Consider the following 18,608-nt stretch of genomic DNA (forward strand, 5'->3'; position numbering starts at 1 on the left):
TCTGCTCCGTCTGGGCGCGTGCGGGGTCAACCGAGGGGCGCGAGAAGTTCGTTCAGCGCGGCAAGGGGATCGTCGGTACCCCAGATCTCATCGCCGATGCCGAAGAAATCGGTCACGGGGGCGAGTTGCGCCACCCGCGCCGCCGTCAGCGCTCCTTCGGCAACGACCGGCACCTCGATCATCTCGGACCACCACGCGAAAAGCTCGTGCTCGGCTTGGCTTCCATCGTCCAGCGGCGTCGGGCCGACCGGGCCGAAGGCGATGTAATCGGCCCCGGCATCGCCAGCGGTCATGCCTTCGTGCCGGGTGGTGCCGCAGAAGGCCCCGATGATGGCGTCGTTGCCCAGATCCTTGCGCACCTTGCGTACCGACCGCGAGCCATCCATCAGATGCACCCCGTCCAGCCCGAGGCGTTCGACCAGAAGGACATGCTTTTCGATCACCAGCGCGATGTCGCGCGCATGGCAGATCTCGCGCAGCGCATCGGCGGCGCGGGCGATCTCGTCCTCGTCGCGCGTCGCGAGCGAAAGGCGCAGGCAGGCGATCTCTGCGCCGTCCAGCACGCGGGCAAGGCGCGGGGCGAAAACCTCGGCATCGAAGGCGGCCGGGGTGGAGAGATAGATTTGGGGACGCTCGGCATCGGCCATCTTCGGGCTCCGTGTTCGTGACTGGCCGCTGCCATAGCGCAACCGGCGGCGGTTGTCATCAACATGTGCCCGGCGTATCAGAGCGCACGCAGAAAAGAGGCCCCCATGATCCCGCCCGCCTTCATCCTCGTGCGCCCGCAGATGGGCGAGAATATCGGCGCGGCCGCCCGCGCGATGCTGAATTTCGGGCTGGAGCGGATGCGCATCGTCGATCCGCGCGACGGCTGGCCGAACCCGAAGGCCAATGCGATGGCGTCCGGCGCGGGGCGGGTGCTGGATGCGGCGGGGCTGTTCCCCGACCTTCCGACCGCGATCGGCGATTGCGACTATGTCTTTGCCACCACCGCGCGGGGGCGGGAGCTGACCAAGCCCGTGATGACCCCGGAACGCGCGATGGAACATGCTCGCGCCCTCTCGGCCGAGGGCAAGCGCGTCGGCATCCTCTTCGGCCCCGAACGCGCCGGGCTGGAGAACGAGGATGTGGCCTTGGCCAATGCCATCATCACCGTGCCGGTGAACCCGGAATTTCCATCGCTCAACCTTGGGCAGTGCGTGCTGCTGACGGCCTACGAATGGCGCCGCCAGACGGTGGAGGTTCCGGCCGAGGTTCTGCACATGGCCCGCACCGACCTTGCCACCGCCGTGGAGGTGGAGAAGCTGGGCGATCATTTCGAGGAACGTCTGGACGAGGCGGGCTTCTTCTTCCCGCCTGCCAAATCGCCCGGCATGCGCCTTGCGCTGCGCAACATGTGGAGCCGTCTGAACCTGACCCGCGCCGAGGTTCAGACCTTCCACGGCATGCTGCGTCAAATCGTCCGCCGCCGCGACGGTTAAACCGGGCCAAGCGGCTGGAATCCTTGCCTGCTGCGGTTGCGGCTGGCGGGATTTGCGCGCTATCGTGACGGGGCACCCTATCGCGAAAGGACCGGCCCGCCCCGATGCTCGCACATTCGCTCCTGTCCGTCCTTGTCGCGCTGCCCTTCATCGGCAGTCTGATCGTCGCCACGGTGCACGAACGGGCGCGCAAGGCGGCGGCGGTGGTGGCGGCGCTGACGATGGCAGCGGGGCTGGTGATCCTTGCCGCGCTCTGGCCGCGCATCGCCGAGGGCGATGTGCTGCGCGATTACAACGCATGGCTGCCGCAGCAGGGGATCAACCTGACGTTGCGGATGGACGGCCTCGTCTGGCTCTTTGAGCTGCTGGTGTTCGGCATCGGGCTTCTGGTCGTCGTCTATGCCCATTACTACCTCTCGCGCCGGGATTCCGCCTCGCGGTTCCTTGCGCTGCTGCTGGCCTTCGCCGGGGCGATGAACGGGATGCTGCTGTCGGGCAACCTCGTGATGCTGACCGTGTTCTGGGAACTGACGAGCCTCTTTTCGTTCCTCTTGATCGGTTTCTGGCGGCGCAATGCGGGCGCGCGGGACGGGGCGCGCACCGCGCTGGTCATCACCGGGGGCGGCGGGCTGTGCCTGCTCGGGGCGATGGTCATGATCGGCTATATGGCGGGCAGCTACGATCTGGATGTCGTGCTCCGCTCGGGCGATGCGATCCGCGCGCATCCGCTGTATCTGCCGGCGCTGTCGCTGTTCCTGCTGGGCTGCTTCACGAAATCGGCGCAGTTCCCGTTCCATTTCTGGCTTCCGGGCGCGATGGCCGCGCCGACGCCGGCCTCGGCCTATCTGCATTCGGCGACGATGGTGAAGATGGGGGTGTTCCTCCTCGTGCGCTTCTCGCCGGTGCTGGGGGGCACGGCGGTCTGGTTCAACGTGGTGGCGGGCGTTGGGATGGCGACGCTGACGATCGGGGCGATCGTGGCGCTGTTCCGGCACGATCTGAAGGGGATTCTGGCCTATTCCACCATCAGCCATCTGGGCCTGATCGTCGCGCTGGTCGGGATCGGCGGGCCGGACGCCATCGTCGCCGCGATTTTCCACACGATGAACCATGCGGTGTTCAAGGCCTCGCTCTTCATGGCGGCGGGCATCATCGACCACGAGACGGGCACCCGCGACATCCGCCGCCTGTCGGGTCTGCGCCGCGCCATGCCGCGCACGGCGGCGCTGGCGGCGATCGCCTCCGCATCCATGGCGGGGGTGCCGCTTCTGAACGGCTTCATTTCCAAGGAGATGTTCTTCGCCGAAACCTTCGCATGGCATGGCGGTTCGGCGTTCGACGATTCGCTGCCCTATATCGCGGTAGTGGCCTCGCTCTTCTCGGTCGCCTATTCGCTGCGTTTCGTGCACTCTGTCTTCTTCGGCGCGCCGGCGCAGGATCTGCCCTCGCCGCCGCAGGAGCCGGCCGCGTGGATGCGCCGCCCGGTGGAGGTGCTGGCCATCCTGTGCCTCCTGATCGGGATCGCGCCCTCCGTGGTGGTGATGCCGGTCCTGACCGTCGCGGCCGGGGCCGTGCTGGGCGATGATGTGCCGGACTTCTCGCTCGCGCTTTGGCACGGGATCAACACCCCGTTCTTCATGAGCGTGATCGCCATAGTCGCGGGCTGCGCGGTGTATGGCTTCGGGCGTGGCCGCATCGCTCGCGGGCCGGAGGGGCCGCCCCTTCTGCACCGCATCCGCGCCAGCCGCATCTTCGATGCCGTGATGGTGCAGGCCGCATGGAGCCTGCCGCGCCGCATCGTCCGCGCCCTCGGGACCGAGCGGCTTCAACCGCAGATGCGTCTTCTGGTGCTGGCGGCGGTGGCGGGCTGCCTTCTGGCGCTGTGGAAGCAGGGGGCGACGGCGGCCTCCGTCAGCGCGGCGGGCTTCGATCCGGCCTTTGCCGTGTTGTGGATCTTCGGCGGGGCTTCGGCCATCGCGGCGGCGTGGATGGCCAAATACCACCGCTTCGCCGCGCTGGTGCTGCTGGGCGGGGCCGGGATCGCGACCTGCGTCACCTTCGTCTGGCTGTCGGCCCCCGATCTGGCCGTGACCCAGCTTCTGGTGGAGATCGTGACCACGGTGCTGCTGCTTCTGGGCCTGCGCTGGTTGCCGCAGCGCCATCCCGATCCCGCCTTCCGCGAAGGCGCGCGCGCCCGCCTCCGCCGCCGGGGCGATCTGGTGCTGGCCGTCATCTGCGGGATCGGCACGGCGGTGCTGGCCTATACGGTGATGACGCGCCCGCCGGGCAATCTTCCGTCGGACTGGTTCCTTCAGCATTCCTATTCCGAAGGCGGGGGCACCAATGTGGTCAATGTCATCCTCGTGGATTTCCGCGCCTTCGATACGTTCGGCGAAATGGCGGTGCTGGCCATCGTCGCGCTGACGGTCTTTGCGCTGCTGCGCCGCTTCCGCCCGGCGGTCGAAAGCAATGCGCTGACCCATCAGCAGCGTCTTCAGAACGACCATGACGACGCCGCCGACGGGCGCGAGCGGGGGGATACGGTCCGCGACTATCTGCTGGTGCCCTCGGTCATCATGCACTGGATGTTCCCGGTGATCGTGCTGCTGGCGGCGGAGTTGTTCTTCCGCGGCCATGATCTGCCGGGCGGCGGGTTCGCGGCGGGCGTCACGTTGGCCATCGCCTTCCTGCTGCAATACCTCGCCGCCGATGTGACATGGGTGGAGGATCGTCTGCGCATCCTGCCCGTGCGCTGGATCGGCCTTGGCCTGCTGATCTCGGCCGGGACGGGGATGGGGTCGTGGCTGTTCGGCTATCCGTTCCTGACGGCGCATTCGCGCTATGTCGCGGTGCCGCTGATCGGGGATGTGCCGGCGGCGACGGCGCTTCTCTTCGATCTGGGGGTGGCGGCGCTGGTGGTCGGGGCGGTGGTGCTGATCCAGATCGCGCTGGCCCACCAATCGCTGCGCTGGTCGCGCGCCCGCGAGAAATCCCGCAAGGAGGACGGCTGATGGAACTGATCCTCTCCCTTGCCATAGGGGTGCTCGTCGGCTCGGGCATGTGGCTCGTGCTGCGGCCCCGCAGCTTTCAGGTCATCACCGGGCTGTGCCTTCTGTCCTATGGGGTGAACCTGTTCATCTTTTCCATGGGCGGCCTGCGGGTCGGCGCGGCGCCGATCCTGACCCGCGGCGCCGAGGTCGATCCCGCCGCCTATGCCGATCCGATCCCGCAGGCGCTGGTTCTGACGGCCATCGTCATCAGCTTTGCCACGACGGCGCTGTTCCTCGTGGTTCTGCTGGCGGCGCGGGGCTTTTCCGGCACGGACCATGTCGACGGAAAGGAGCGCAAGCGATGAACCCGGTGGAGGCGCTGGCCGGGGCCACGACCCCGCATCACCTGATCCTCGCTCCGATCCTCGTGCCGCTGATCGCGGCGGCGGCGATGCTCTTCTACGAGGATCGCCAGCGCGGGGCGAAGCTGGCCATCAGCCTCGTCGCGGCGGTGACGGTGCTGATCGCCTCGGTGGTCCTGATGCTGGACGCCAAGGGCGAGGGGCCGTCCGGCGGGACCGAGGTCGGCCTTTATCTCTTGGGCGATTGGCCGACGCCCTTCGGCATCAACCTCGTGCTGGACCGGCTGTCGGCGCTGATGCTGTTCCTGTCGGCGCTCTTGTCCGTTCCGGCGCTCGTCTATGCCTCGGCGATGTGGCAGGGCCGCGGGCAGCATTTCCACAGCCTGTTCATGTTCCTCATGATGGGGGTGAACGGAGCGGTGCTGACGGGGGATCTCTTCAACCTCTTCGTCTTCTTCGAGATCATGCTCGCGGCCTCCTATGGGCTGGCGCTGCACGGATCGGGGCCGGAGCGGGTGCGGGCGGGGATGCATTACATCGCGATCAACCTGCTCGCCTCGCTGTTCTTCCTGATCGGGGTGGCGATGATCTACGGCGTCGCCGGCACGCTGAACATGGCCGAACTTGCCCGCCAATTGCCTGCCCTGGACGAGGCGCAGACCCCGCTCGTGCATGCCGCGCTGGCGATCCTCGCGGTCGTGTTTCTGGTGAAGGCGGGAATGTGGCCGATGTGCTTCTGGCTGCCCTCCACCTATCAGGCGGCGGCGGCCCCGGCCTCGGCGATGTTCGCAATTCTGACGAAGGTCGGCGTCTATGTCCTTCTGCGGCTTACGTTTCTGGCCTTCGCGCCGGGCGAGGGGGTGAGCATCACCTTCGCGGCGCAGGTACTGGTGGCGGGGGGCATCGCGACGATGCTCTTCGGCAGCGCGGGCATCCTCGGGGCACAGAACATGTCGCGGATGGCGGGGCATGCGGTGCTGATCTCCTCGGGGACGATGCTGACGGTGATCGGCCTCGGGCTTCAGGGCGGCGGCAGCGCGATGCTGTCGGGCGCGCTCTTCTATATGGTCGGCTCCACCCTCGCGCTCTCGGCGCTGTTCCTGCTGGTGGAGCTGGCGGAACGCGGGCGCGGGGCCATAGCCTCCATGCTCGCGCTCTCGGCCGATCTCTACGGCGCCCCGGATGAGGAGATGGAGACGCCGCCCCCAGTGCCCGGCCTTCTGGTGCCGGCGGGGATGACGCTGCTGGCGCTTTGCTATGCGCTGTTGGTTCTGGTGCTGGCGGGGCTGCCGCCGCTGCCGGGCTTTCTGGGCAAGGTCATGATGCTGTCGGGCCTGTTGGAGGATGCGACGACGGGCCGCCCGCAGGTCTGGGTCTTCATGGCGGTGCTGATCGGTTCGGGCTTTGCCACGCTGGTCGCGCTGATGCGGGTGGGGGTGCAGACCTTCTGGACCTCGGTCGATGAACAGCCGCCCGCCGTCATGGTGACCGAGATCGCGCCCGTCATCGTGCTGATCGCCGTCATCGTTGGAATGACATGGCAGGCGCGGCCGATCATGCGCTACCTCGAGGCGACGGCGACCGCGCTGCACCGCCCCTCGGTCTATGTGAACGGCGTGCTGGAGGCGGACCGCACCGTCGATCGGCGGCAGGAGGCGGGGGAATGAAGCAGATCCTGCCCCATCCCCTTGCCGCTGCCGGGCTCTTGCTGATGTGGCTGATGCTGACGAGCTTTTCGCTCGGTCAACTCGTTCTGGGCACGGGCGTCGCGCTCGTCGCGGCCCGCGCCGTCGCCCCGTTGGAGCCGCAAGCGATCCGCATCCGCAACTGGCGACCGCTGCCGATGCTGTTCGTCGTCATCGTCTATGACATCCTGTGGTCGAACTTGCAGGTGGGGCGGCAGGTGTTCCGCCGCGCCGCGCCCCGGTCCGGCCTTGTCGAGGTCGCTCTGGACACGCGGAACCGCGCCGCCTTGGCCATTCTGGCGGTGGTCATCACCGCCACCCCCGGCACGGCATGGATGGGATGGGACCCGCGGCGCGGCATCCTCTTGATGCATGTCCTCGACATCGGCGAGGGCGAGACGTGGGAGCATACGATCCAGAACCGCTACGAACGCCGCCTGCTGGAGATTTTTGGATGAGCGCGACAATCCTGACCTTCGGCGTCGTCACGGCCCAGATCCTGCTGGGGGCGGCGATGCTGTGCATGCTGGTGCGGCTGATCCGCGGCCCACGCGCGCAGGACCGGGTGCTCGCGCTCGACGCGATCTATGTCGTGATGCTCCTGCTTCTGGTGACGCTGGGCATCCAGACCCGGACGGCGGTCTTCTTCGAGGCGGCTCTGATCGTGGCCGTTCTGGGCTTCGTGGCCACGGTGGCGCTGGCCAAATTCCTGATGCGCGGCGAGGTGATCGAATGACCGAGGTTCCGACATGGCTGGCCGTGGTGGTCGCGGGGCTGCTGATCCTTGGGGCGGGGCTGACGCTGCTGGGCGCGGTCGGGATGCTGCGCTTTCCGCTCTTCTATCAGCGGCTGCACGCTCCGGCGCTTGGCAATAGCGGGGGGACGTTGGCGATCATCCTCGCCTCGATGCTGTTCTTTTCCACCACCGGGGACAGGATCGTCGTGCATGAGATCCTGATCGGCTTCTTCATCATGTGCACGACGCCGGTGACGCTGATGCTGCTGGGGCGGGCGGCGCTTTACCGCGACCGGGCGCGCAAATCGCCGCCCCCGACGGAGGAGTGACCCTCCACCGCGGCGGCCTTCAGGATCGCGAAACACTCCACCCCCGGCCGGAGATCGAGCGCGGCGATGGACCGTGCGGTCACGCTGGCCAGCAGCGGCCCGGCTTTCGTCCGTAGCCCGACGAGCGCCGTCGCCCCGCCTTCGGGCAGGGTTTCGACCCGCGCGGGCAGGATGTTCAGCGCCGAGAGCCCCTCCGGCCTGCGGCGGGACAGCATGACATCCGTCGCCTGTATCCGCACCCGCAGATCCCGCCCGACCGGCGCATCGGTCACGAGCCAAAGCAGGCCTGCCGCCGTGGAAAGGCGGGTCAGCCCGTCCTCCTCCTTCGCCTCGATCCGGGCCTGCAAGAGCGCGCCAAGCTCCCCCGCGCCCAGAAGGGGGCCAGCCCCGGCATCGGCCAGCAGTTCGGCCGGGGTGCCGGCCCCGCGCACGCGGCCCCCCTCCAGCAAGATGACCCGGTCCGACAGGCGGGCGATTTCGGCGACGGAATGGCTGATATAAAGGATGGGCGGCCCCTCGCCGTCGCGCAGATGCTCCAAATAGGGAAGGATCTCCTGCCGGCGCGGCGGATCGAGAGCGGAAAGCGGCTCGTCCATGATCAGAAGCGCGGGATCGGACAGCAGCGCCCGCCCGATCGCCACGCGCTGCCGCTCCCCGCCCGAAAGCCGGGCCGGGCGGCGCGTCAGCAGCGGCCCGATCCCCAGCAGATCCGCGATCCGGCCAAGCGAGGACGGATCGCGATTGCCATAGAGCAGGTTCGCCCGCACCGTCATATGCGGGAACAGGCGCGCGTCCTGAAAGACATAGCCGATCTTGCGCCGATGCGGCGGCACCCATGTTCCTGGCCCGAACATGGCGCTTCCGTTCAGGTGGATATGGCCCGCCTTGGGGCGCAGCAGCCCAGCCACCGCCTGTGCCACGGTCGTCTTGCCCGCGCCGGAGGGGCCGAACAGCGTCGTCACCCGCGCCTCCGACGCGAAGGCGATGTCCAGATCGAACCGGCCCAGCCGGTGGCGCAGCGCAATGTCCAGCGTCATCCGCGCATCCTGCGCGCGATGCCCCGCGCGACGTATTCCGACAGCAGGATTGCCCCCATCGACACCGCGATCGATACGAGGACGAGCCGCATCGCCCGATCCTCGGACCCCGGCACCTGCAACAGCGCATAGATGGCCGAGGGTAGGGTCTGCGTCTGGCCGGGAATGTTGGACACGAAGGTGATGGTCGCGCCGAACTCCCCCATCGCCTTGGCAAAGCCGAGGACGGCCCCCGCCACGATGCCGGGTAGGATCAGCGGCAGCGTCACCGTCAGGAACACCCGAAGGCGCGGGGCCCCGAGCGTCGCCGCCGCCGCCTCCAGCCCTGGATCGACCGCCTCCACCGACAGGCGGATCGCGCGGACCAGAAGCGGAAAGGCCATGACGGCCGCCGCCAGCGCCGCCCCCGTCCATTGAAAGGCAAAGACGATGCCGAGATCCGCCAGCCACGCCCCGACCGCGCCGCGCCGTCCGAAAGTGAGCAGCAGGAGGTATCCGGTCACGACCGGGGGCAGGATCAGCGGCAGATGCACCAGCCCGTTCAAAAGCTGCCGCCCCCAGAACCGCCCCCGCGCCAGCGCGACGGCGATGCCCACCGCGAAGGGCAGGCTGCACAGCGTGGCCACGAGCGACACCTTCAGCGACAGCGCAACCGCCTGCCATTCCTGAGGCGTCAGCGCATCCACCTCAGTTCAGAACCCGGAAACCCTGCGCGGCAAAGATGCGCGCGGCCTCGTCGCCCGACAGGAAGGCGAGGAAGGCTGCGGCTTCAAGCCCCTCGCTGCCCTTCACCTGCGCGGCGGGGTAGGTGATGGGATCGTGGCTGTCATCGGGGAAGGAAGCGACCACGCTCACCCGCGGTTCGGCCACGGCGTCGGAGGCATAGACGATGCCGAACGGCGCCTCGCCCGTCGCGACCAGCGCAAGCGCGGCCCGCACGTTGTCGGCCTGCGCGACATGCGGCCGAAGCGTGCCCCACAGGCCAAGATGGGTCAGCGCCTCCTTGCCATAGACACCGGCGGGAACGGAATCGACCAGCGCCATGGCCAGCCGCTCATCCCCGAGGGCCTGCGGCAGATCGGTGACCGGCAGCTGCTTCGTGCCCTGCGGCGCGACGAGCACGAGGCTGTTGCCCAAAAGGTCATGGCGGGTTCCGTCCTCGATCGCGCCCGCATCCGCCGCCGCATCCATCCAGTCCGTAGAGGCGGAGATGAACACATCCGCTGGCGCGCCCTGAATGATCTGCTGCGCCAGCACCGACGAGCCGGCATAAGAGATGTTAGCCGTTTCCCCCGTCTCGTCCTGCCATTCGCCCGCGATCTGATCGAGCGCGGTGCGCAGGCTGGCGGCGGCAAAGACCGTCACGGGCGCGGCCTGCAGCGGCGCGGCGGTGAGGGCGAGGATCAGGGCGGCGGAGCGGAGCATGCGTTCTTCCTTCTTTGCCGTCCGATGCTATGCCGCCACCCCCGGGCGTCAAGCCGGGACAGCCACCGCCTCGGCCTCGGTCAGATCACGTTCGCCTTCCCAGCGGGCGAGGATGCGGTCCATCGTCAGCATGACGGGATGGGGATGACGCTCCACCGGCACGCGGAAGAGGCTGGTCATGCTGCGGCGCGAGGTCCAGCAGATGACGAGCGGCGCGATGATCATCGGAAGGGCGATGGGCAGCAGCCACGGCACCAGCCCCGGGAACAGGACATAGGTGGCCGACAGCACCACGAGACCCGTCACCACGATCCACCAACTGGCCGCCCAGCTTTCGCCGAGCGACAGCGAGCCGTCGCCCCGGTTGTTCGTCGGCCAGCCGCTATCGGCCCCGAAGATCACCTGAAGCACGGACCGCGTCTGGAACATCATCAGGATCGGCGCGGTGATGGAGGAGAAGATCAGCTCCACCAGCGTCGATTGCAGCACGAGGCCGGCGCCGCCGAAATCGCGCGCGCGGCGCGACAGGATAGCATCCGCCGCCACCAGCAGCTTCGGCAGGAACAAGAGCCCGAAGATGCCGACGGCAAGCCCGATCGCCTTCCACGTCTCGTCCGAGGGGAAGACCGGGAAGGGCCAGTCCGGCACGGGGAAGTAGTTGATCGGCGGCGTGAACCACGGCGCGGTGATGGAGGAGATAAGGAAGCCCAGCCAGAACAGCGGAGAGATGTAGCTGAGGATCCCTTGGATGAACACGAAGCGGTTCCAGCTGCGAAGGCCCGGCGCGTTGACGATCTTGGCATGCTGAAGGTTGCCCTGACACCAGCGGCGATCGCGTTTGGCGTGATCGACGATGTTTTCGGGGCCTTCCTCGAAGCTGCCTTCGAGATCGTCATCGAGGCGCACGATCCACCCGGCGCGGGCCAGAAGCGCGGCCTCCACATAGTCGTGGCTCATGACATGGCCGCCGAAGGGCGGGCGGCCGGTCAGTTCCGGCAGGCCGCAACTCTCGGCGAAGGCGCGGCTGCGCACGATGGCGTTGTGGCCCCAGAAGGGGCCGGTCTCGCCCTGCATCATCGCAAGACCGCGCGCGAAGATGGGGGAATGGAAGCTGGCCGAATACTGCATGGCGCGGCCGAACCGTGCCTCGGCGCGCGTCACCTTCGGCAGGGTTTGCAGCAGACCAAGCCGCGGCTCGGCCTCCATCCGGCGGGCCATCTCCACGATGGTGTCACCGGCCATCAGGCTGTCGGCGTCGAGGATCAGCGCGAAATCATAGGCCGCGCCCGAGCGCTGGAAGAAATCTTCGATATTGCCGGCCTTGCGCCCGGCATTGCTGGTGCGGCGGCGGTAGAACATCCGCCCCTCGCCGTCGCAATCGTCCATCAGATGCTCGAACCAGATGCGCTCCTGCTCGGCGATGTCGTCCTTGCGGGTGTCGGACAGGATGGCGAAATGGAAATGCTCCGAATGGCCAGTCGCCTTGAGCGAGGCATCCATCGCGGCAACACGCGCAAAGACCGCCACCGGATCTTCGTTGTACACGGGAACGAGGATCGCGGTTTTGGTGCTGAGGCCGGTGAAGGCGGGCAGGGACGGCGCCTCGGCGCGGGACATCAGGCCCATGATCGCCTGCGCCGCCCCCCATGCCAGCCAGAAGGTGGAGATCAGGATCAGGACCGAGCGCACGATGTCCATGACATCGAGCCCGTCGGCCATACCGAATTGAAGGAAGAGCATGAACGCGCCGATGGCGGCCACACCGCTGAACAGAAGCGCGAAGACGCGGGCCGCGGCTGCATGCCCGCGTGTGTCAGATTGCGCCATGGATCAGGGATCCGTCCGGGGCAGGCGAAGGCTGAACAGACGTTTCCAGATGCTGTCCTGCGTCGATTGCAGAACCTGCTTGGGCATCGCCAGCGGGGCGTCGGGAAGGGTGCCGCGCGGATTGGACGGGGCGGCGTCGTGCGTATCTTGCTGTGCCATGATCAGTTGACCCATTGATATAGCCATGTCTCAGACAACTTGCGTCCGTAACCGGCGATATGCGCACCGAGTTCCACGATGCTGTCCGAGGTTGTCCGCACGTCCATGATGATCCGCCATATGTCGGTTCCGGGGATCCGCACAAGGCTGGAATGTTCGACCGTGCCGTTCTGGATGTTGATCACCGGGTTCAACTGCGCATCGACCGGCAGATTGGCGATGGTGCCGCCCCGGAAGTCTATGACGAACTTGCGGAAGTTCTGACCGTTATCGAGGCCGGAGACGCCGCCCGCGCCCGCCCGCGTTTCGAAGACATAGGCCAAAGGCTCGCCCGCATCGGGCATCAGATCGCCCCAGCGGATGATGTAGGAATATTCCCGCTCGGTCCCCTTTTCGAAGCTGCCATCGGGCACCCAGAAGGCGACGATGTTGTCGTTCACCTCGGAATCGGAGGGGATTTCCACGAGCCGGATCGCGCCCTTGCCCCATTGACCGACGGGCTCGACGCGGGCCGAGGGGCGCCGTTCGTAGCGGGCCTCGAGGTCTTGGTAATTCTCGAACTCGCGGTCGCGCTGATACAGGCCGAAGGCGACGGGCGACTCCTCGGCGAAATACGACCCGCTCAACCGCGACGGGTTGTTCAGCGGGCGCCACAGACGTTCCCCCGTGGCGCGTTCGATCCGAAGACCGTCGGAATCGTGCACATTGGGGCGGAAATCGTCGAACTCGGAATGGTTCTTCTCGGCGAAGAGGAACATCGATGTGAGGGGCGCCACGCCCAGTTGCGCCACGGTTTCGCGCGCGAAGATGCGGGCCGTGACGCTGACCACGGTCTGCGAGCCGGGGGTGATGACGAAGCGGTACGCCCCCGTGACCGAAGGGCTGTCGAGCGCGGCATAGAGATGCACCGTCAGCGAATTGGCCGAAGGACGCTCCAGATAGAAGGCGGAGAAGCGGGGGAACTCCTCTTGCGTGGTGGTGGCGGTATTGAGCGCCAACCCGCGGGCCGAAAGGCCATAGCTGTTGCCGCGCCCCAATGCGCGGAAATAGGACGCGCCGAGGAAGACCACCAGTTCGTCGTAGATGTCGGGGCGGTTCATCGGCGTGGACAGCCGGAAGCCCGCGACGCCCGGAAGCTCCAGATGCGGTTTGAAGCGGTCGGAGAGGTTGTTGTAATATTCGAAATCGTCGGTGGAGAACTGCATCTCCCGCGCGTGACCGTCCGCAACCTCGAACATCTGCACGGGATTGCTGTAGAGCCAACCCATGTGGAAGGCCGCCACGCGGAACAGGCTGGCCGGGTCGTCGGACCAGCGGGCGCGATCGGCGCGGAAGTTGATGGCGCGGTAATCGTCGTATTGCAGATCGCCGAGGATGCCGGTCGGTTCGGGCGGCGCCTTGTAGGGCGTGGTCGCGGCCTGACGCATCTGTTCGGTCAGCACATCGAAATCGAAGGCCATGTCCTGCGGGGCGGGGGCCGCTTCGGGCTGCGGCGGGGGCGGCGCCTCCACCTGATCCGGGGCGGGGGCCGGGGCATCTTGGGCGTGCGCGGGGAGGGAGACCAGCGCCGCACCGGCGGCCCCACCCATCAGGAGGGACCTGCGGGACAGGCGTGGGGCGGTCTTGCTCGATATCATGGCTACCCTGCTCATGTGACGTCGTGCGGCCCGAAGCCGCGATTTCGTCTGATATATTGGCCGGTCGCAATCGGTTGCAAGCAAATCAGGTGGAAAGCCGCCTATGGACGGCATCATTCCGCGGGCCGTGTGTCATAAAACCGTCATGGATATGTCACATACAGGTCGCAGGCCGGGGATAATCAGCCCCATGACCGGGGCAGAACCCCAGGTAGAATCCAAGGAGAGACCGATGTCGTTTCTGAAAGTCACCGTGTCCATGATGGCCATCGCCGCTGCCGGCGTCACCGCTGCTTCGGCGCAAAGCCGCGATCAGGTGCAAGTCGCCGGGTCGTCCACGGTGCTGCCCTATGCCACGATCGTCGCCGAAGCCTTCGGCGAGAACTTCGATTTCCCGACGCCGGTCGTGCAGTCGGGTGGCTCGGGCGCCGGTCTGGCCCAGTTCTGCCAAGGCGTCGGTGAGAACACCGTGGATATCGCGAACTCCTCGCGCCTGATCCGCGACAGCGAACTGCAGACCTGCCACGACAACGGCGTCAACGACATCATGTATGTGCGTTTCGGCTATGACGGGATCGTCTTCGCTTCGGACGTGAACGGCGCTTCCTTCGCCTTCACCCCGGCCGACTGGTTCAAGGCGCTGGCCGCTCAGGTCGTCGTGGACGGCAAGCTCGTTGCCAACCCCTACACCAACTGGAACGAAGTGAACCCGGATCTGCCGGATCAGCCGATCCTGACCTTTATTCCGGGCACCAAGCACGGCACGCGTGAAGTCTTCGAAGAGAAAGTCCTTGCGGCTGGCTGCGAAGAATCGGGCGCGCTGGAAGAAATGACGGCCATGTCCGACGAAGACACCGCCGAAGCCGCCTGCACCGCCGTGCGCACCGACGGCCGTTCGGTCGATATCGACGGTGATTACACCGAGACGCTGGCCCGCATCCAGTCGGATAGCAACGGCATCGGCGTGTTCGGTCTGTCCTTCTACGAGAACAACATGAACACGCTTCAGGTCGCGACGATGTCCGGCGTGACGCCGTCGACCGAAACGATCGCCTCGGGTGAATACCCGGTGTCGCGTCCGCTGCAGTTCTATGTGAAGGCCGCGCATCTCGGTGTGATCCCGGGCCTGAAGGAATATGTCGAGTTCTTCGTCTCGGACGACATGGCCGGCCCGAACGGCCCGCTGGCGGCTTATGGCCTCGTGTCCGATCCGGAACTGGCCGACACGCAAGCGGCTGTCGCTGCTGAAGAAACGATGTAAGAACCGGGACAGGTTCAAGGTTCACAGCCCGGCCGAACCCTCGGCCGGGCCTCTTTTCAGACGAGAGTCCCCATGCCCGTGCTCTGGATACTGCTGACGGTTCTGGCCATCGCCCTCGCCGCCTTCGCGCTGGCGCGGCGCAATGCGCTGGCCAGTGCCAAAGACGATCCCCGCATCCTGCATTCGCTTCCGTCCTACTATGGTTGGTACGCGTTCATTCTTGCGGCGCTGCCAGCCGTTTTCGTGATGCTGGTCTGGCTGATCGTGCAGCCGATGATCGTCGAGAACCGCGTGAATGCCGCCCTCGATGCCGCGCCCCAAGAACTGTCGATGGTGGAGCGCGAGGGCGCCCGGCGCGACAGTGGCACCGTGGCGCAGGCGATCCGAAGCGCCGTATCCTCGGGTGCGATGACGCTGCGGCAGATCGACGGTTTCGCGGCCGATCCGCAGGCGCTGGCCCCGGCGCTGCGCGATGCGGGTGTGCCGATCCTGACCAATATCACCCAGCCCGTCTATGACGGGGCACAGGCGCTTCTGGCCGCCTCGGCCAGCCTCAACATCGCGATGGCCGTCGTTGCGATCGCCGTCGCGCTGATCGGCGCGCTGATCGCCGTGCGGCGTACGCGGCCCGATTTCCGCGCGCGCAACGCGGTGGAGCGGGTGACGCTGGGCATTCTGATCGGGGCCTCGGTCATCGCGATCCTGACGACCATCGCCATCGTCTGCTCGTTGATTTTCGAGACCTACAATTTCTTCCAACAATATCCGTGGACGGCCTTCTTCTTCGGAACCACATGGGCCCCCGTGTTCCAAGGCCAGAGCGAGCTGGGCATCCTGCCGCTTTTGTGGGGCACGCTCTATATCAGCCTGATCGCGCTGGCGGTGGCCGTGCCAATCGGCCTTTTCGCGGCGATCTATCTGTCGGAATACGCCTCCAACCGGGTGCGTTCGGTGGCCAAGCCCCTGATCGAGATCCTCGCCGGCATCCCGACCATCGTCTATGGTCTGTTCGCGCTGGTGACGGTCGGTCCGATGCTGCGCGACTATTTCGCCCAGCCGCTGGGGCTCGGCTCCACCGGATCGTCCGTGGCGACGGCGGGTCTGGTCATGGGGATCATGATCATCCCCTTCGTCTCCTCGCTGTCCGATGACATCATCAACGCCGTTCCGCAAAGCCTGCGCGACGGCTCCCTCGGCCTTGGTGCTACGCAATCGGAAACGATCCGTCAGGTGGTCTTGCCGGCGGCGCTGCCGGGCATCGTCGGGGCCGTCCTGCTGGCCGCCTCGCGCGCGATCGGTGAGACGATGATCGTGGTGCTGGGGGCGGGGGCCGCCGCGCGGATCGACGTGAACCCCTTCGAGGCGATGACGACGATCACGGTGAAGATCGTCTCGCAGTTGACCGGCGATACCGACTTCAACTCGCCCGAGACGCTGGTCGCCTTCGCCCTTGGCCTGACGCTGTTCGTCGTGACGCTGTGCCTCAACATCCTCGCGCTGATCATCGTGCGCAAATACCGGGAGCAATACGAATGACCGACGCCACGGCAAACCCCCGCCGGTCCTCGCTGCTGAAGGTCGATGCCCGCACCCGGCGGCGCAACGCGGCCGAGCGGCGCTTCCGCGCCTTCGGCATCGCGGCGATCGCGGTCGCGCTTCTGGCGCTGGCCACGCTCTTGGTGACGATCGTGGGCGGCGGTGCCTCCGCCTTCCGTCAGACCTATGCCGCCTTCGAGATGACGCTGCCCGCCGATGTGCTGGACCCGCAGGGCAACCGCGATCCGGCCGAAATGGCGCGCGTGTCTACCATCGGCTATCAGAACGTCCTGCGGGGCGGGCTGATCGCGGCGGTTCGCGAGGCGGGCATCGTTCCCGAAGGCGTGCAGGACAACGAGATCACGGGCGTGCTTTCCGCCGAGGCGGCCGCCCAGCTGCGCAACCGCGTGCTGAACAATCCCGATCTCGTCGGCCAGAAGGTCGACGTCTATGCGCTGGCGCAGGGCCGGGTGGACGGCATCTTCAAGGGCCGCGTCACCGCCGAAAGCGCGGTGCGCGACAACAACATCACGCCGCAGGTCGTCGATCTGGCGCAGGCGATGGTGGCGAATGGCCTGATGGAGACGCGGTTCAACTGGAATTTCATCACCAACCCCGACGCATCGGATTCCCGCCCCGAAGCGGCAGGCCTCGGCGTCGCGATCCTCGGCTCGTTCTACATGATAGCGGTGGTGCTGCTTCTGTCGGTGCCGATCGGGGTCGCAAGCTCCATCTACCTTGAAGAATTCGCGCCGAAGAACCGCTGGACCGATGTGATCGAGGTGAACATCTCGAACCTCGCGGCGGTGCCGTCGATCGTGTTCGGTATCCTCGGCCTCGCCATCTTCATCAACTTCGCGCATCTGCCGCAATCGGCCCCGATCGTGGGCGGCCTCGTGCTGACGCTGATGACGGTGCCGACGATCATCATCTCCACCCGCGCGGCGCTGCGGGCGGTGCCGCCGTCGATCCGCGATGCCGCGCTCGGCATCGGGGCCAGCCGGATGCAGTCGGTGTTCCACCATGTGCTGCCGCTGGCGATGCCCGGCATCCTGACGGGCACGATCATCGGCCTTGCCCAAGCCTTGGGCGAAACGGCGCCGCTGCTGCTGATCGGGATGGTGGCCTTCGTGCGCGATTATCCGGATGCGCCGCCGGCGGGTCTGTTCGATCCGGCCTCTGCGCTGCCGGTTCAGGTCTATAACTGGACGCAGCGCGCGGATCCTGCTTTCGTGGAACGTGCGTCGGGTGCGATCATCGTGCTCCTTGCGTTCCTTCTTGTGATGAATGCGGTCGCGATCATCCTGCGCCGCCGCTTCGAACGTCGCTGGTGAGGGATCCATCATGAACGACATGCGATTTACGGAGAGAGATGTGTCCGCCAACGACATGAAGATCAGGGCGCGCGACGTGAACGTGCATTACGGCACGAGCCACGCGCTCAAAGGGGTGGACGTCGACATCCTGAACGGCAACGTCACCGCCTTCATCGGGCCGTCGGGCTGTGGGAAATCCACCTTCCTGCGCTGTCTGAACCGGATGAACGACACCATCGCCGCGGCCAAGGTGACGGGGCGGATCGAACTGGACGGCGAGGATATCTACGATCCCAAGGTCGATCCGGTGCAGTTGCGCGCCAAGGTCGGCATGGTGTTCCAAAAGCCGAACCCCTTCCCGAAATCCATCTTCGACAACGTCGCCTATGGTCCCAAGATCCACGGGCTGACGCGGTCGCGGGCGGAACTGGACGAGGTGGTGGAGGCATCGCTGCGCAAGGCCGCCCTTTGGAACGAGGTGAAGGACCGCCTGACCGCGCCCGGCACCGGGCTGTCGGGTGGCCAGCAGCAGCGTCTGTGCATCGCGCGGGCCATCGCCACCTCTCCCGAGGTGCTGTTGATGGACGAGCCGTGCTCGGCGCTGGACCCGATCGCGACTGCGCAGGTCGAAGAGCTGATTGACGAGCTGCGCAGCCAGTTCGCCGTGGTTATCGTCACCCACTCCATGCAGCAGGCCGCGCGCGTCAGCCAGAAGACGGCGTTCTTCCACCTCGGCAATCTGGTGGAGTTCGGTGAGACGAACCAGATCTTCACCAACCCGCGCGATCCGCGGACCGAAAGCTATATCAGCGGCAAGATCGGATAAG

General features: G+C 66.6%; 18 protein-coding genes. 11 read left to right on the plus strand and 7 right to left on the minus strand.

What is annotated here, in order from left to right:
- Positions 1-26 precede the first annotated feature (26 nt).
- Positions 27-647: a thiamine phosphate synthase gene (locus tag GR316_RS03010; protein WP_211784579.1), complete on the minus strand. Its 621-nt coding sequence runs from the start codon at positions 645-647 to the stop codon at positions 27-29.
- 105 nt (positions 648-752) lie between these two features.
- On the opposite strand from GR316_RS03010, the gene GR316_RS03015 reads away from it, so the two are divergent.
- From GR316_RS03015 to mnhG, 7 genes are all read left to right on the plus strand, one after another.
- Positions 753-1,481 (plus strand): RNA methyltransferase, encoded by a 729-nt coding sequence (locus GR316_RS03015; RefSeq protein ID WP_211784580.1) that lies wholly within the window; start codon positions 753-755, stop codon positions 1,479-1,481.
- A 104-nt stretch (positions 1,482-1,585) separates the two neighbouring features.
- A complete protein-coding gene (locus GR316_RS03020) occupies positions 1,586-4,492 on the plus strand; it encodes a monovalent cation/H+ antiporter subunit A (protein ID WP_211784581.1) in 2,907 nt (968 codons plus the stop codon).
- Positions 4,492-4,836, plus strand: a complete 345-nt coding sequence (locus tag GR316_RS03025) for a Na+/H+ antiporter subunit C (RefSeq protein WP_211784582.1) — start codon at positions 4,492-4,494, stop codon at positions 4,834-4,836. The genes GR316_RS03020 and GR316_RS03025 overlap by 1 nt, the downstream gene beginning before the upstream one ends.
- Positions 4,833-6,500: a monovalent cation/H+ antiporter subunit D gene (locus GR316_RS03030; protein WP_211784583.1), complete on the plus strand. Its 1,668-nt coding sequence runs from the start codon at positions 4,833-4,835 to the stop codon at positions 6,498-6,500. Before GR316_RS03025 ends, GR316_RS03030 begins: the two co-directional genes overlap by 4 nt.
- Positions 6,497-6,976, plus strand: a complete 480-nt coding sequence (locus tag GR316_RS03035) for a Na+/H+ antiporter subunit E (protein ID WP_211784584.1) — start codon at positions 6,497-6,499, stop codon at positions 6,974-6,976. Before GR316_RS03030 ends, GR316_RS03035 begins: the two co-directional genes overlap by 4 nt.
- Entirely contained in the window at positions 6,973-7,254 is a 282-nt protein-coding gene (locus GR316_RS03040) for a K+/H+ antiporter subunit F (protein ID WP_211784585.1), read from the plus strand. The genes GR316_RS03035 and GR316_RS03040 overlap by 4 nt, the downstream gene beginning before the upstream one ends.
- Positions 7,251-7,583 carry a monovalent cation/H(+) antiporter subunit G gene (mnhG, locus tag GR316_RS03045; protein WP_211784586.1) on the plus strand — a complete coding sequence of 111 codons (333 nt, stop codon included), beginning with the start codon at positions 7,251-7,253 and terminating at the stop codon, positions 7,581-7,583. Before GR316_RS03040 ends, mnhG begins: the two co-directional genes overlap by 4 nt.
- Here the strand turns inward: mnhG and modC are convergent.
- Genes modC through GR316_RS03075 form a run of 6 tightly spaced genes read right to left on the minus strand, consistent with a single transcriptional unit; the run spans position 7,538 to position 13,620 of the window.
- Entirely contained in the window at positions 7,538-8,620 is a 1,083-nt protein-coding gene (modC, locus tag GR316_RS03050; RefSeq protein WP_211784587.1) for a molybdenum ABC transporter ATP-binding protein, read from the minus strand. The genes mnhG and modC overlap by 46 nt on opposite strands.
- A complete protein-coding gene (modB, locus tag GR316_RS03055) occupies positions 8,617-9,306 on the minus strand; it encodes a molybdate ABC transporter permease subunit (RefSeq protein ID WP_211784588.1) in 690 nt (229 codons plus the stop codon). The genes modC and modB overlap by 4 nt, the downstream gene beginning before the upstream one ends.
- A gap of 1 nt (position 9,307) precedes the next feature.
- Complete coding sequence (gene modA / locus GR316_RS03060) at positions 9,308-10,045, minus strand: molybdate ABC transporter substrate-binding protein (protein ID WP_211784589.1); 738 nt, start codon at positions 10,043-10,045, stop codon at positions 9,308-9,310.
- A 48-nt stretch (positions 10,046-10,093) separates the two neighbouring features.
- Entirely contained in the window at positions 10,094-11,872 is a 1,779-nt protein-coding gene (mdoH, locus tag GR316_RS03065) for a glucans biosynthesis glucosyltransferase MdoH (RefSeq protein ID WP_211784590.1), read from the minus strand.
- A 3-nt stretch (positions 11,873-11,875) separates the two neighbouring features.
- Entirely contained in the window at positions 11,876-12,031 is a 156-nt protein-coding gene (locus tag GR316_RS03070; protein WP_211784591.1) for a hypothetical protein, read from the minus strand.
- Between the two features lie 2 nt (positions 12,032-12,033).
- Complete coding sequence (locus GR316_RS03075) at positions 12,034-13,620, minus strand: OpgD/OpgG family glucan biosynthesis protein (RefSeq protein ID WP_249218803.1); 1,587 nt, start codon at positions 13,618-13,620, stop codon at positions 12,034-12,036.
- A 280-nt stretch (positions 13,621-13,900) separates the two neighbouring features.
- Here GR316_RS03075 and GR316_RS03080 point away from each other — a divergent pair, with 280 nt between their 5' ends.
- From GR316_RS03080 to pstB, 4 genes are all read left to right on the plus strand, one after another.
- A complete protein-coding gene (locus GR316_RS03080) occupies positions 13,901-14,929 on the plus strand; it encodes a PstS family phosphate ABC transporter substrate-binding protein (protein WP_211784593.1) in 1,029 nt (342 codons plus the stop codon).
- Positions 14,930-15,001: 72 nt separating this feature from the next.
- Positions 15,002-16,465, plus strand: coding sequence for a phosphate ABC transporter permease subunit PstC (pstC, locus tag GR316_RS03085; RefSeq protein WP_211784594.1), 1,464 nt, complete (start codon positions 15,002-15,004; stop codon positions 16,463-16,465).
- Complete coding sequence (pstA, locus tag GR316_RS03090; RefSeq protein ID WP_211784595.1) at positions 16,462-17,799, plus strand: phosphate ABC transporter permease PstA; 1,338 nt, start codon at positions 16,462-16,464, stop codon at positions 17,797-17,799. Before pstC ends, pstA begins: the two co-directional genes overlap by 4 nt.
- A 10-nt stretch (positions 17,800-17,809) precedes the next feature.
- Positions 17,810-18,607: a phosphate ABC transporter ATP-binding protein PstB gene (gene pstB / locus GR316_RS03095; RefSeq protein WP_211784596.1), complete on the plus strand. Its 798-nt coding sequence runs from the start codon at positions 17,810-17,812 to the stop codon at positions 18,605-18,607.
- Position 18,608: the final 1 nt, after the last annotated feature.

Origin of the sequence: Falsirhodobacter algicola (genome assembly GCF_018279165.1) — a bacterium.
Classification (GTDB): Bacteria; Pseudomonadota; Alphaproteobacteria; order Rhodobacterales; family Rhodobacteraceae; genus Falsirhodobacter; species Falsirhodobacter algicola.

Coding starts and splice junctions, on each gene's coding strand:
- GR316_RS03010 (WP_211784579.1), bottom strand. CDS start 647: ATGGCCGATGCCGAGCGTCCCCAAATCTATCTCTCCACCCCGGCCGCC.
- GR316_RS03015 (WP_211784580.1), top strand. CDS start 753: ATGATCCCGCCCGCCTTCATCCTCGTGCGCCCGCAGATGGGCGAGAAT.
- GR316_RS03020 (WP_211784581.1), top strand. CDS start 1,586: ATGCTCGCACATTCGCTCCTGTCCGTCCTTGTCGCGCTGCCCTTCATC.
- GR316_RS03025 (WP_211784582.1), top strand. CDS start 4,492: ATGGAACTGATCCTCTCCCTTGCCATAGGGGTGCTCGTCGGCTCGGGC.
- GR316_RS03030 (WP_211784583.1), top strand. CDS start 4,833: ATGAACCCGGTGGAGGCGCTGGCCGGGGCCACGACCCCGCATCACCTG.
- GR316_RS03035 (WP_211784584.1), top strand. CDS start 6,497: ATGAAGCAGATCCTGCCCCATCCCCTTGCCGCTGCCGGGCTCTTGCTG.
- GR316_RS03040 (WP_211784585.1), top strand. CDS start 6,973: ATGAGCGCGACAATCCTGACCTTCGGCGTCGTCACGGCCCAGATCCTG.
- mnhG (WP_211784586.1), top strand. CDS start 7,251: ATGACCGAGGTTCCGACATGGCTGGCCGTGGTGGTCGCGGGGCTGCTG.
- modC (WP_211784587.1), bottom strand. CDS start 8,620: ATGACGCTGGACATTGCGCTGCGCCACCGGCTGGGCCGGTTCGATCTG.
- modA (WP_211784589.1), bottom strand. CDS start 10,045: ATGCTCCGCTCCGCCGCCCTGATCCTCGCCCTCACCGCCGCGCCGCTG.
- mdoH (WP_211784590.1), bottom strand. CDS start 11,872: ATGGCGCAATCTGACACACGCGGGCATGCAGCCGCGGCCCGCGTCTTC.
- GR316_RS03070 (WP_211784591.1), bottom strand. CDS start 12,031: ATGGCACAGCAAGATACGCACGACGCCGCCCCGTCCAATCCGCGCGGC.
- GR316_RS03075 (WP_249218803.1), bottom strand. CDS start 13,620: ATGGGTGGGGCCGCCGGTGCGGCGCTGGTCTCCCTCCCCGCGCACGCC.
- GR316_RS03080 (WP_211784593.1), top strand. CDS start 13,901: ATGTCGTTTCTGAAAGTCACCGTGTCCATGATGGCCATCGCCGCTGCC.
- pstC (WP_211784594.1), top strand. CDS start 15,002: ATGCCCGTGCTCTGGATACTGCTGACGGTTCTGGCCATCGCCCTCGCC.
- pstA (WP_211784595.1), top strand. CDS start 16,462: ATGACCGACGCCACGGCAAACCCCCGCCGGTCCTCGCTGCTGAAGGTC.
- pstB (WP_211784596.1), top strand. CDS start 17,810: ATGAACGACATGCGATTTACGGAGAGAGATGTGTCCGCCAACGACATG.